15 protein-coding genes are annotated in these 12,949 nt (G+C 27.6%); 9 read left to right on the top strand and 6 right to left on the bottom strand.

The features are described 5' to 3' along the window. Positions 1 to 52 precede the first annotated feature (52 nt). Positions 53 to 1,312, bottom strand: coding sequence for a dicarboxylate/amino acid:cation symporter (locus tag BS62_RS01565; RefSeq protein ID WP_496489480.1), 1,260 nt, complete (start codon positions 1,310 to 1,312; stop codon positions 53 to 55). A gap of 255 nt (positions 1,313 to 1,567) precedes the next feature. Here BS62_RS01565 and BS62_RS01560 point away from each other — a divergent pair, with 255 nt between their 5' ends. Beyond that, the gene (locus tag BS62_RS01560; RefSeq protein ID WP_496489479.1) at positions 1,568 to 2,407 is read left to right on the top strand and encodes a L,D-transpeptidase family protein; all 840 of its coding nucleotides are present in this window, start codon (positions 1,568 to 1,570) and stop codon (positions 2,405 to 2,407) included. 85 nt (positions 2,408 to 2,492) lie between these two features. Beyond that, positions 2,493 to 3,377 (top strand): AraC family transcriptional regulator, encoded by an 885-nt coding sequence (locus BS62_RS01555; RefSeq protein ID WP_496489478.1) that lies wholly within the window; start codon positions 2,493 to 2,495, stop codon positions 3,375 to 3,377. A gap of 31 nt (positions 3,378 to 3,408) precedes the next feature. On the opposite strand, the gene BS62_RS01550 is transcribed toward BS62_RS01555, so the two are convergent. Beyond that, complete coding sequence (locus BS62_RS01550) at positions 3,409 to 4,110, bottom strand: YczE/YyaS/YitT family protein (protein WP_496489477.1); 702 nt, start codon at positions 4,108 to 4,110, stop codon at positions 3,409 to 3,411. Between the two features lie 152 nt (positions 4,111 to 4,262). Here BS62_RS01550 and BS62_RS01545 point away from each other — a divergent pair, with 152 nt between their 5' ends. Continuing rightward, entirely contained in the window at positions 4,263 to 4,721 is a 459-nt protein-coding gene (locus tag BS62_RS01545) for a hypothetical protein (RefSeq protein WP_496489476.1), read from the top strand. A gap of 53 nt (positions 4,722 to 4,774) precedes the next feature. On the opposite strand, the gene BS62_RS01540 is transcribed toward BS62_RS01545, so the two are convergent. Then, the gene (locus tag BS62_RS01540; protein WP_496489475.1) at positions 4,775 to 4,894 is read right to left on the bottom strand and encodes a MetS family NSS transporter small subunit; all 120 of its coding nucleotides are present in this window, start codon (positions 4,892 to 4,894) and stop codon (positions 4,775 to 4,777) included. A gap of 1 nt (position 4,895) precedes the next feature. After that, the gene (locus tag BS62_RS01535) at positions 4,896 to 6,401 is read right to left on the bottom strand and encodes a sodium-dependent transporter (RefSeq protein ID WP_496489474.1); all 1,506 of its coding nucleotides are present in this window, start codon (positions 6,399 to 6,401) and stop codon (positions 4,896 to 4,898) included. A gap of 133 nt (positions 6,402 to 6,534) precedes the next feature. Between BS62_RS01535 and BS62_RS01530 the strand changes: the two genes are divergently transcribed. Next, a complete protein-coding gene (locus BS62_RS01530; RefSeq protein WP_496489473.1) occupies positions 6,535 to 7,374 on the top strand; it encodes a CvfB family protein in 840 nt (279 codons plus the stop codon). An 85-nt stretch (positions 7,375 to 7,459) separates the two neighbouring features. After that, the gene (locus BS62_RS01525; RefSeq protein WP_496489472.1) at positions 7,460 to 8,137 is read left to right on the top strand and encodes a manganese catalase family protein; all 678 of its coding nucleotides are present in this window, start codon (positions 7,460 to 7,462) and stop codon (positions 8,135 to 8,137) included. A 129-nt stretch (positions 8,138 to 8,266) separates the two neighbouring features. Here the strand turns inward: BS62_RS01525 and BS62_RS01520 are convergent, their stop codons facing one another. Next, positions 8,267 to 8,812: a phosphatase PAP2 family protein gene (locus tag BS62_RS01520; protein WP_496489471.1), complete on the bottom strand. Its 546-nt coding sequence runs from the start codon at positions 8,810 to 8,812 to the stop codon at positions 8,267 to 8,269. A 171-nt stretch (positions 8,813 to 8,983) separates the two neighbouring features. Between BS62_RS01520 and BS62_RS01515 the strand changes: the two genes are divergently transcribed. From BS62_RS01515 to BS62_RS01500, 4 genes are all read left to right on the top strand, one after another. Beyond that, positions 8,984 to 9,442 (top strand): DUF4342 domain-containing protein, encoded by a 459-nt coding sequence (locus BS62_RS01515; protein ID WP_496489470.1) that lies wholly within the window; start codon positions 8,984 to 8,986, stop codon positions 9,440 to 9,442. A 115-nt stretch (positions 9,443 to 9,557) separates the two neighbouring features. Then, positions 9,558 to 10,238 carry a response regulator transcription factor gene (locus tag BS62_RS01510; RefSeq protein WP_496489469.1) on the top strand — a complete coding sequence of 227 codons (681 nt, stop codon included), beginning with the start codon at positions 9,558 to 9,560 and terminating at the stop codon, positions 10,236 to 10,238. Further along, positions 10,231 to 11,406: a sensor histidine kinase gene (locus BS62_RS01505; RefSeq protein WP_496489468.1), complete on the top strand. Its 1,176-nt coding sequence runs from the start codon at positions 10,231 to 10,233 to the stop codon at positions 11,404 to 11,406. Before BS62_RS01510 ends, BS62_RS01505 begins: the two co-directional genes overlap by 8 nt. Before the next feature lie 149 nt (positions 11,407 to 11,555). Next, the gene (locus tag BS62_RS01500; protein ID WP_496489467.1) at positions 11,556 to 12,422 is read left to right on the top strand and encodes a YitT family protein; all 867 of its coding nucleotides are present in this window, start codon (positions 11,556 to 11,558) and stop codon (positions 12,420 to 12,422) included. A gap of 62 nt (positions 12,423 to 12,484) precedes the next feature. On the opposite strand, the gene BS62_RS01495 is transcribed toward BS62_RS01500, so the two are convergent. Then, the gene (locus BS62_RS01495; RefSeq protein WP_496489466.1) at positions 12,485 to 12,676 is read right to left on the bottom strand and encodes a hypothetical protein; all 192 of its coding nucleotides are present in this window, start codon (positions 12,674 to 12,676) and stop codon (positions 12,485 to 12,487) included. Positions 12,677 to 12,949 lie beyond the last annotated feature (273 nt).

Raw genomic sequence — 12,949 nt, 5'->3', positions numbered from 1 at the left:
TAAAAAAAAAGCAATGTATAAACATTGCTTTTTGGGTATTCTTAAAATTTTATTAAGCTAATTTCCCTATGTTTCCTTTAAGCCAGTTTTTACCTTCTACAAGTCTTGATACCATCATAGAGCAAACTGTATTCCCTGCAGAATTAAGAAGAGTTGCAGGTGCATCTATTATCGTACTTATAACAGCTATTATAGGAAGTACTTCTGGTGAGAATCCATATATACTAAGTATTAACATTTCACCTAGCATCCCTCCTCCAGGTATAGCCCCCATAACTGCTCCAACTAAGAAAGATACTACTATTATACCTAATATAGACGAGATACTCGTCATATCTTTTCCAAATATTCCAAATAAGAAAGTTATCTTTAATACTCCACCTACTACAGATCCATCTTTATGAGTATTAGCTCCAAGTGGAATAACTGTTTCTGCTATGTCTTCAGGAACACCCATTTTTTTAGAAGATTCAAGATTTATAGGTATACAAGCAGCACTTGAACAAGTAGCTAGTGCTGTAACTGTTGGAGCTATTGCATTTTTCCAGAAAGTTTTTACTCCGACATTTCCTGAAGCTACATAAGCATATAAAGTGAAGAATCCAAAGTAATATATCGCAGTAATAACTAAATAAAGAACAAATACTCTTACATATCCACCAAGTATTTGAGGTCCAAGTTGACCTATAACTGTTGCAAAATATGCTCCAAGTCCTATTGGCGCATAATACATTATTATATTAACAATTTTCATCATAACATTAGAACCAGCTTCAACGAATGCAGCTATAGGTTTTGCTTTTTCTCCAGCCATTGCTGTTGCTGTTCCAAATAATACTGAGAATATTATAAGTTGTAACATATTACTTCTAGAGAATAAATTTACAAAGTCATTTACTGTTACAGTATTTACAAGTTGAGTAAATACACTAACTTTTTCAGCATCTGTGTTTTCAGTTGCTTGTGCCATAAGTTCATTAAATATTGTAGGATCTAGACCCTTTGTAGGATTTGCAATTAACACTCCTAGAAGAGCTATTATGGCAGCTATTAATGCTGTAGCTGAAAATACTATAACAACATTTCCCATAATTTTTCCGAACCTTTTCATTCCGCTCATATTAGCTATAGCTGATGTAACACTAAAGAATACTAGAGGCACTAATATTGTGAATAATAAGTTTAGGAATAAATCTCCTAGGGGTTGAAGTACTGTTGCCTTTGGTCCCATAACCAACCCTATTATCCCACCTATTATTATAGAAATAAGTAGGATTAATGAAGATTTATAATTTTTTAAAAATGAATTCATATATTTCGCTCCTTTTCTTTTTATTATTATAATATAATTATACTCTAATTTTTTGCTATATCCATTGTTAATAATGCTTCGAACATTGCAAATAATGCTCTAAATTAGATTATACATTAAATTTAGTATTTTAAAATAGGTAGTTTAATGGAAAAAGTAATAATAATTTTAAAAAAATATTTTAAATCAAAAAACTTCTATATATTTTTTTGGGTATATATACATGAAAGACATTAATAAAGGGGGATTAAAAAAATGAAAATTAACAAAAAAAGGATTTCTATTTTAATATTCACAACTTTAGCAATTTTAATATATTTGCCTTCATTTATATACTTTTTTGATAATAAGCCAATAGATAGGTCAAAACCTATACCTATTGTAGAGGAAGTAGTGGCAGTAGAAAAAGAAATTATAATAAACGAGTCTAAATTAAAAGATAATGGACCTGATGTTGAATATGTTCAAAATCGATTAATTGAATATGGGTATGAGGTAACAGCAGATGGTGAATTTGGTTGGGCTACTTACAACGCTATATTAGATTTTCAACACAAAACTAACCTTAAATTAAATGGAACTGCAAATAGAGAAACTATCGATGAACTAAAAAAAGATCCTACATCAGAAACTATGTATACTTTCAAAAGACCTATAGATTATACTTATATTAACTCTGATATAACCAAATTTGTAAACGAAAATGATATAGTAAGTTACAGCGACTACCTTTTAGTTACTTCACTATCAAATAAAATTACTTATGTATTTAGAGGAAGCATGCACAACTATGAACTTATAAATACATTTACCTCTACAATAGGAGCTCCATCTACCCCTACGAAAACTGGGATATTTAGAGTTGGTATGAGAGGGACATCATTCGGACAAGAGGATGGATTTCAAGCCAAGTATTACACTCAATTTTCTGGCAATTTTTTATATCATTCAATTATATATGATAAAACTGGTATAAAGATTACAGATGGTAGACTTGGCCAAGCCTTAAGTCATGGTTGTATTAGACTTTCAACTGAAAATGCTAAGTGGATATACGAAAATATACCTGAGCATTCAACTGTAATTGTAAAGTAATATTTTCTATAGTAGTTGAATCATTGCAAAAAATACTCTAAAATAAACTATAATTCAAAATATATTTTTGCAGAGGTAAAATTTTATGGAAAATACATCTATAAATAATAAAATAGGTTATTTAAATGATAATTTTAAAATATTTCATATTAAAGACAAAAAAAATATTGAGTTTGAATACCATCATCATGATTTTAATAAAATAATTATATTTATATCTGGAAAAGCAACTTATTTAATTGAAGGTAAATCATATAATTTAAGACCATGGGATATTTTATTTGTAAACAATAATGAGATTCATAAGCCAATAATAGATTCCAGTGAGTTTTATGAACGTATAGTTATTTGGATTAATCCTGAATTCGTATCTAAATATAATGAAGATGAATGTAATTTATTAACATGTTTTGAACTTGCTCTTCAAAATGAATATAACCTACTTCGTCTAAATATAGAATACATTGAAAAAATCAGATATCTTATATCACAACTTGAAAGCAACGATAAAAATAAGGAGTTCGGAAGTGAAGTTCTAAAAAATGCTTTATTTTTGCAACTTATAATTATTATTAATAGGCTGTTTTTAAGAAGTGAAAAAAATAAGGAAATAGAAGATATTAAATACGATAAAACAATAGAGTCTATTTTAAATTATGTAAACAATAATCTTCAAGAAGATTTATCTATAGACAATATAGCTTCTAAATTCTTTATGAGTAAATACTACCTTATGCACAGATTTAAGTCTCAAACTGGAAGTTCAATTCACAATTATATTATACAAAAAAGACTAATACTTGCAAAATTCCTTATTAAAAAGGGATTTTCTATGAATGATGTATGTATTGAATGTGGTTTTAACGATTATTCAAGTTTTGTCAGAGCCTTTAAAAAAATGTATGGTTTATCTCCTAGAAATTATTATAAAAGTATTTTTCAATTTGACGATTCTTATACCAATGAATAAGCCGTATATATTATCTATTACGGCTTATAATTTATTCTTTACAATTTTCTTCACTACAATTTTCTTTTTCTATTTTTTCTTTATTTATAAATTTTGATCTTAAAAGTTTTATATCATCATCAATAAATCTATGGTTAACTTCTTTAACATCGAATTTGAAAATCTTAAATGCAAATTGAACAAAATGTCCAGTGGTAAGAGCTGTAACTAAAGTACCCATACCTACAGAACCACCTAATAAATATCCTATAATCAATACGCATGTTTCAATAGAATTTCTTACAAGTCTAACAGATCTATTAGTCTTTTTAGTTAAAGTAACCATAAGTCCATCTCTAGGTCCTGCTCCTAACCCTGAACCTATATATAAATAACTTGCAACTCCTATTACAAACATCCCTAATAACATCATTATTAATCTAGGTAAAAAAACTTGAAATACAGGAATAATATTATTTAACATTAAAATATCCATAAAAACTCCAATGAATATCATGTTAAATACTGTTCCCCAGCCTAGTTTTTCTTTAAAAATACTATTTGTTATTATGAGTATAAATCCAATTAAAATATTAGCCTGACCCATAGTAATATTAATTATGTTTGTTAATCCCTGATGAAACACTTCCCAAGGTGCGAGACCTAAATTTGCATTAATAATCATAACTATACCAACAGCATACAAAAAAAGCCCCGTAAATAACCTTAAAATACGAAAAATTATTTTTTTCAATTAAATCTCCTCCTATTATCATTATAGTACTTAAATTGAAATTATAATATATTATATTTTTTTGAAAATTTATTACTTCACATGTTCTTCATATTATTGTCATTGTAAATTCACTTGTATTGGGAATTACTAATATTACGGAGGTGAAAAATATGAAAAGAAAAATAATGACTTCTTTAGCTTTATCAATGATTATTTTTGGATCTTCCAGTGCAATTTATGCAAATGACTTAGAAACTGATTTTAAAACTATGATTACAGCCTCACACAATGAAGATAAAGATTGTCCAAAGCATAAACATCATCATAAAGCTAAACACAAAAAATTTATAGTTGATTTTTTAAAAGAAAAACACAAAATGACTGATAAAGAAATACAAGCTCAGTTAGATTCTGGAAAAAGCCTTAAAGATATACTAAAAGAAAAAAATATTAAGCCTGAAGAACTAAAAAAATATATGTTAGAACGTAAATACAAGAAAATTGATGAAGCTGTAAAAAATGGAGAAATGACAAAAGAAGAAGCTAATAAGAAAAAGCAAAAAATTAAAGAAAGAATGGATGAAAGACAAGAAATGAGAGAAAAAATGAATAAAGAAGGCAAAAACTAAAATATATTGTTTTTTTCATAAATTAACCCTCTAATATTATTAGAGGGTTAATTTTAATCAATTTTATTTTCACCATTAATAGCTTTTGAAACATAGTATATAAGTCCCCCATATAACAGTCCTAGACCACATATAAGCATTACTACTGCCCCTGGAGACAAACTATCGACCATACTACCCCTCCACCTTTTTATCTTCTATATTTTTATGCCAAGGCTTTTTACTTAATACTATAGCTATAATAAATATACCGACTGCAACACTTGCCCCAAATGCTATTAGTGCGCTTGGCGGATAACCTTCATATGGGTTTTTGAATTCATTTATTAAATTTTGAATAAAAATAAACCCTAAAACTACTGGTGTTAAATATTTAATACAAAACAACCACCATTTACCTATCTTTACATCTGATACTTCATTTACTTCTTTCATCATCTTCTCTGCATTATAAACATAACCCAAAACTATAGTTTCAATTAATCCCAATAATACAATTCCATAATTTCCAACAAAATGGTCTACTATATCAAGTAAGTATATACTAGCTCTTGTAGCAAACAAACTTGATCCTAAAAAACCAAATATACATATAAATAATACTAGTTTTTCTCTTTTAATATTGTATTTATCTAAAATTGCTGATGCAAATGCTTCAACCATTGAAACACTAGATGATATTCCTGCAATAATAAGTGCAAAGAAAAACATTATACCAAATAAGGCTTTAAATATATCATTCATAGGTAAATTGCTTATTGCCATAGGAAATGCAATAAAGGCAAGACCTGCACCACTTTGCATAATATCATCAAACTCTATACCTGATGTAAATGAATAATATCCTAATAAACTAAATACACATAATCCAGCTAAAAAGTCAAAGGATGCATTTGAAAATACAGCTATACGAGCATTGTTTGCTATATCTGAATTCTTTGGAAGGTAACTTGCATAGGCAATCATAACCCCTACTGCCAAAGTGGTTGAGAAGAACACTTGAGAATATGCTGATATCCATACTTCAGGATCCAATATCTTACTAAAATCAGGTTCTAAGAACCAGTTAAGACCATACTTTGCCCCTTCTAATGTAACTCCTCTTAGAATCATAATTACCATAAGAACTATAAGTAGTGGCATGATAAACTTACATACCTTTTCTATACCGCCTGAAATACCTTTTTTGACTATAATATAATTTACTACCCAAACTAATAAAACAGTACCTAATATATTAAATCTTAATCCCTTTATTTCCCATGGCGAAGATGATAGTTGTAAAAAATCTCCAATAAAGAACTTAGCAGTATCTACTCCCCATCCCATATTAAATGAAAAAGCTAAATAGTTGATACTCCAAGCTATAATGCAACAGTAAAAAGTCATAACTACTAAAGGTATCATAACTTGCCACCAACCAATAAATTCCCACTTATTTCCTAATCTTCTAAATGCAAGTGGAGCCGCCCCTCTCATTTTATTTCCAAAGGCAAGTTCCATGGTCATAAGTGGCACTCCTGCTGTAATAAGAGCAAAAAAGTATGGTATTAAAAATGCTCCTCCTCCATTTGAGTAAGCTTGATATGGGAATCTCCACAAGTTTCCAAGACCAATAGCTGCTCCTATAGCCCCCATCAGAAAGCCTATACGAGAATTCCACTGCTCCCTTTTTTCCAAGTTAATCCCCCCTTTCTATATATCTAAATTTTATTTAAAATATAATATCTATAGAACAAAAATAATAAAATATGTTAAAATAAGGAATACTATAAAGGATAAAATAGAAATAATGTAAAGTGAGGTAATAAACTTGATAAAAATAGGTGATTTTAATAATTTAAAGATTGTAGGTAAAGGAAATATTGGTTATTTCTTAAATAGCGATACTAAAAAAATGGATAAAAACATATTGCTTCCTAAATCACGTGATATAAGTACTGAATTAAATATAGGTGATGAAGTTGAAGCTTTTATATATCGTGATTCAGAAGATAGAATAATTGCTACACTAACAAAGCCTCTAGCTAAAGTTGGAGAAGTAGCTTATCTTAAGGTAGTTTCTACTACTGATGTAGGTACTTTTATCGACTTCGGACTAGCTAAAGATATATTAGTACCTTTCAAAGAAAAATTATATCCATTAGAAGATAATCAAAGCTATTTATTTTATATATATTTAGATAAAAGTGATAGAATAGCTGCTACTACTGATATAGATGTTCATCTAGAAATTGAAGGCGATTATAAAATTGGAGATAGTGTTACAGGAACAGTTTATGGATTCCAATCTAACAAAAGTGTTATGGTAGCTGTAGACAATATGTATCAAGGTGTAATCTTAAGCAATGAGTATTTCACTGATATAAACTATGGAGATGTTTTAGATTTAAAGATAATTAAAATTTATGAAAATGGAAGACTTGGTTTATCGCCTAGAAAGCATACTAAAGCCGCAGTAACAGATCTTCAAGAAATTATTTTAGAATATTTAAAATCTCATGAAGGCTTTATGACTTTCAATGATAAAAGTTCTCCTGAAGAAATATCTAAACAATTTAACGTAAGTAAGAAACATTTTAAAAATGCTTTAGGTGGACTTATGAAAAAGAATTTAATAACACAAGATAGCACAGGAACTAAATTGAAGTAAATATATATTAGAATAACATCTCCTAAATATGTAAATTATAGATAATGTAACCATTAACTATTAAATATATTAAGGAGATGTTTTTATGTTTAAACACGAAAAAAAACTTCTTAGTGAAGTAAAAGTTGAACGCCCTAATCCAAATTATGCAGCAATGATGCAAGAACAATTAGGTGGTCCACAGGGAGAATTAAAAGCAGCTATGCAATACATATCTCAAAGTTTTCGTATAAAAGATCCTGCTATTAAAGACCTTTTCTTAGATATTGCGGCTGAAGAATTAAGTCATATGGAAATGGTTGCTCAAACTATAAACTTATTAAATGGGCATGATCCTGATGCTGAGCATGCAACTATAGGTAATATAGAAGCTCATGTTTTAAGTGGACTTAATCCTATGCTTACTAACGCATCTGGACAGCTTTGGACTGCTGCTTATGTAAATGTAACTGGAGATTTAGCTGCTGATTTATTATCTAATATAGCTGCAGAACAAAGGGCAAAGGTAGTTTATCAAAATCTTTACAGACAAATTGATGACAAGTACGTTAAAGAAACTATAGACTTCATTTTAAACAGAGAGGAAGCACACAATACTTTATTTAGACAAGCTTTTACCAAAATAGAAAATACTGGCTCTCAAAAAGATTGGGGTGTAACAGAGGATTCAAGATTATACTTTGATTTATCAACTCCAGGTAAATATTTTGATTTACAAAATCCTCAGGCTCCTAGCTTTAATAAGCCAGATATGAGACAATAATAAAAAATTCGCTACGCTCATGTCGCCAACGACCTTGAAAATCAGGTCCGTTGCTCAAGTTTAGCAGTTGGAAATTAGAAAATATCGCTAAGTTATCTTAGCGATATTTTTTATTATACTAGGCATTGTTTAAGAAACGGAAGTTGATTCACTTGATTTTTTATTCTTGACAATTTTATACGTTACTATATATGAACAAGTCAATCCTAATATTAGCCCCCCTACTATATCTGTAGGATAATGAACAAATAAATATAGTCTAGAAAAAGCCATAAGTACTGCAAAAGTAATAACCGGGATTCTATATTTCTTTATTAATATACTTATAACACCTGCAACTGCAAATGATGATCCTGTATGTCCTGAAGGAAAAGAATAAGACAATGGTCTTTCTATTAACAATTCAATATTTGTAAGTTCATAAAAAGGTCTTGGTCTTTGTACTATATTTTTTAATATTATTTCTCCTATAAATGTGGTAAGTATCAATGCTAAAATAGATAAAATACCTACGTTTCTATATTTTTTACTAAACATAAGTATTATAGATATTACAATCCAAATCATACCACTATCCCCTAGAGATGTAATAATAGGCATTAGTTTATCTAAAATAGGATTGTGAAAGTTATTATTAATAAACTCCAGTATAGCTATATCTATTTTTTGAATCATATTTTCCTCCCCTAATTTCATGTCTTTTTATTAATTTTACTATAGATAATATATTTAAAGTAGTACTAAATTTCCTTTTCTAATCTAATTCTAATCTTCAGCTAATACTACTCTAATCATCTCCCCTTATTATATTAATATAAAATAAATTAGAAATTTGGAGGGTGTAAAATGGAAATTAAAATTGAGCAAGTTGATTTATTGAAGAAAAGAGCTAATATAAGTTATAAAGAAGCAAAAGAGGCACTTGAAAAGTTTAATGGAGATATAGTTGAAGCTTTATCATATTTTGAAGAGCAAAACAAAATAAAATCTGATATAAGTACTACAAGTTCAACATTTTTTAAAAAGGTTAAAAATCTTATAGTAAAATCAAATAAAATAAGATTCATTATATCAAATAATAACAAAACATTAATTAATATACCTGTATCTATTGCAATAATAGTAACGATGATAGGTATACACTTTGTTATTCCAGCTATAATACTTGCTTTAATTGTAGGTTGCAAAATGAAATTTGAAAAAGAAAATGGCGAAGGATACGATATTAATAATAAAATAGATAAAGTTTCTAATTGTGTAAATAATTTTACAAATAAAATATCTGATGAAATAAAAAATTCATAATAAACAGACCCTGCTACTATCTAATATAGCAGGGTTTATTTACTATTATTTTAAAATCCTAGTTATAAGAGTATACTATGATTATATGTTTAGTTTTTAATATGGAGGATAATAAATGAGCGAAAAGATACTTATTATAGAAGATGAAACTAAAATAGCTAGATTTGTTCAACTTGAGTTAGAACATGAGGGATATAGTGTAGATATTGTACATGATGGCAGATTAGGTTTTGAAAAAGCTTTAAGTAATAATTATGACCTAATAGTACTGGATGTTATGCTTCCATCACTTAATGGAATGGAGGTACTGAGAAGACTAAGACAATCTTCTAATGTACTTGTTATTATGCTTACAGCTAAGGATGGTGTTATGGATAAAGTCATGGGGTTAGATATTGGCGCTGATGATTATATTACAAAGCCATTTGCCATTGAAGAACTTCTCGCTCGTATTCGTGTAGCATTTAAACATAAAAGGTCTAATTCATATAAATCAAATATAATTCAAATATATAAGCTTAAAATTGATATAGATAAATACACTGTTACTTATGACTCTGAACTTATAGAATTGACTAAAAAAGAATTTGATTTATTAAAATATCTTATGATAAATAAAGACATTGTATTAACAAGAGATTCTATATTAGAAGATGTTTGGGGATATGATTTTGTAGGTGATACTAATATAGTAGATGTTTATATAAGATATCTAAGAAGTAAAATAGATGATAAATTCAACAACAAATTTATTTATACCATTAGAGGAGTGGGGTATCAACTAAAACATGAATAAAATAAAATCATTTTTTAAAACTATATTTCAAATCTTCAGAGTTTTATTATATATTATTGGATTTATTGTAAAATCTTTATTTTATTTATTTGATAAAGTAGTAAAAAAAATAGCTAATAGATTGAGATTTTCTATTAGGTTTAAAATTACTGCAACTTATGTATCTATATTCACATTAATATTTTCATTAATAAGTATAGGTATTATATTTAGTTTTGAGCATTATATCAAAAATAATTCACCACAGGATTATATATTCATTCTTGGTACAATTTTAGGAATTTTTAATATTCTAGGTATAATTTCTATAGTTTTAATAAGCTCAAGAACTAGCAAAAGGTTATTATCTCCTATATACTATATGACACAAACAGTAAAAGAAATATCTATTAACGATCTTCATAAAAGACTTGATATAAGTGGTTCAAAGGATGAATTAAAAGATTTGGCCAAAACATTTAATGACATGTTAGATAGAATTCAAAACTCTGTAGAACTTCAAAATCAATTTGTATCAGATGCATCTCATGAACTGAGAACTCCTATTTCAGTAATACAAGGATATGCTAATCTACTAGATCGTTGGGGAAAAGACGATAGACAAGTACTAGAAGAATCTATTTCAGCTATTAAAAGCGAATCTAAAAATATGAAAATTCTTATTGAAAATCTTTTATTTCTTGCTCGTGGAGATAAAAACAGTCAAAATACTCATAAAGAAAACTTTAAAATTAATGAATTAATAAGTGAAATTTTAAAAGAAACAGAATTAATTGATTCAAATCATAATATATTAAATGAAAAAAACGAGGAATTTATAATTAACGGTGATAAAAACCTTATAAAAGAAGCTATTAGAATTTTTGCGGACAATAGCATTAAGTATACTCCTACTGGAGGTAAAATAAAATTAAATTCTTATAAAAACAATAATAAAGCAATTATTATTATTGAGGATACAGGTATTGGAATTTCTAAAGATGATCTTAAATATATATTCAACAGGTTTTATCAGGTGGATAAAGCAAGAACAAAACAAGATGGTGGAACTGGTCTTGGCCTATCCATTGCAAAGTGGATTATAGATAATCACAACGGAAAAATTGATGTTAATAGTACATTAAATGTAGGTACAACTATTAAAATTGAATTACCCATTAATGATTAAATTAAAGTAAAAACCCATTAAGATTGAATTTAGTATATCTTAATAGGTTTTTATTTTTAAAATTAACTTGTTTTAATTAAGTAAAGTAATGGTATAATAGTATTCGCTGTGTTTTTGCGTTATATAATATTTGAAAAGGAGGAGCTTTAATGGATAACAATAAGAAATTATTAAATCACCTTTATGTATTTGCTATGATATTAATTGGTACATTCTTAATGTCCATAGCTATTAACATGTTTTTAAAACCATACACTATAGCTCCTGGGGGATTAACTGGAATTTCAATTGTAATTAATAAGATTACAGGTATTTCTTTATCAGTAATAATTATATCAATAAATATTCCATTATTTTTGCTAGGATTTAAGCTTCTAGGTAGTAAAGGACTTTTGAAAACAGCCTTAGGGATAGTTACTTTGACATATTTCCTAAATTTAACTCAATCTCTAAGCAATGTTAGAATTACAGATGATGTATTGTTAGCTTCTATATCTGGAGCTATATTAGTAGGTATATCGTTAGGGCTTATATTTAAAGTCGAGGGATCAACTGGTGGTACAGACCTTATAGGCCTTATGTTAAATAGATTTTTCCCTAATATAAGTGTTCCAAAGCTAATGATGTTTGTAGATATAATGGTTGTTATATTATCAGGTGTAACAAATAAAAACTTAGAAACAGCTCTATACTCAGCTTTAGCTTTATATATAATAGTAAGAGTTGCAGATGCCATAATAGAAGGGTTTAGTTACTCTAAGTCATTCTTAATTATATCCGATAAGTCTGAAGAATTAAGCTCTTCTATAATGAACACCTTAAATAGAGGAGTTACTTTATTTGAGGGAAAAGGAGCTTATACAAAACAAAAAAAAGATGTTCTATTTGTGGTTGTTGGCAGAAATGAGGAAGTTTCTTTAAAGCAGTTAGTAAAAACAATAGATAACAATGCATTTATCACAGTATCTAATGTTCATGAGGTTTTAGGCAAGGGATTTGAACCTTTTGATGTATAAAAATAAGCTGTCTTAAAATGATTATAAAAATCATAAAAAAGACAGCTTATTTTAATTAAAATCTATTTTTCATTTTTCATGTTTTGTTGTCTCTCTCCTATTGCTATTAAATCTCTAACACTGTAGTTTCCAAAATCACCATTTTTTCCTTTCTTAAGTGTTACATTATCCATTATTTCATCAGCTATTTCTAAATTCATTTTAGTTAAATCTTTTCCTATTTCTTCTTGTGAACTAATTTTTCTATTTTTCATTTTAGAATACCTCCCTTAATACAAATTATTTAAGTTATTTTATATATCAAGATTAGTATTGTATTTAATTTCATTTCAAATACATAAATTTTACTAATAATATAATTTCATGATAATATAAAAATATACAAATTTGATGAAAGAAGGAAATACTATGGATATTGTTTTTAGTATGTTATTTGTGTTTTTTATGCTGATCTTCTCTATTTATAAAGGAATCTTTATAGGATATCCATTAGTCCTATGTTTTTTAATATTTATTTTCGTTTCATA

The sequence above is a fragment of the Sporacetigenium mesophilum DSM 16796 genome (assembly GCF_059569055.1).
Note: the sequence above shows the minus strand (reverse complement) of the source record. Positions and strands in the feature narration are given on the sequence as shown.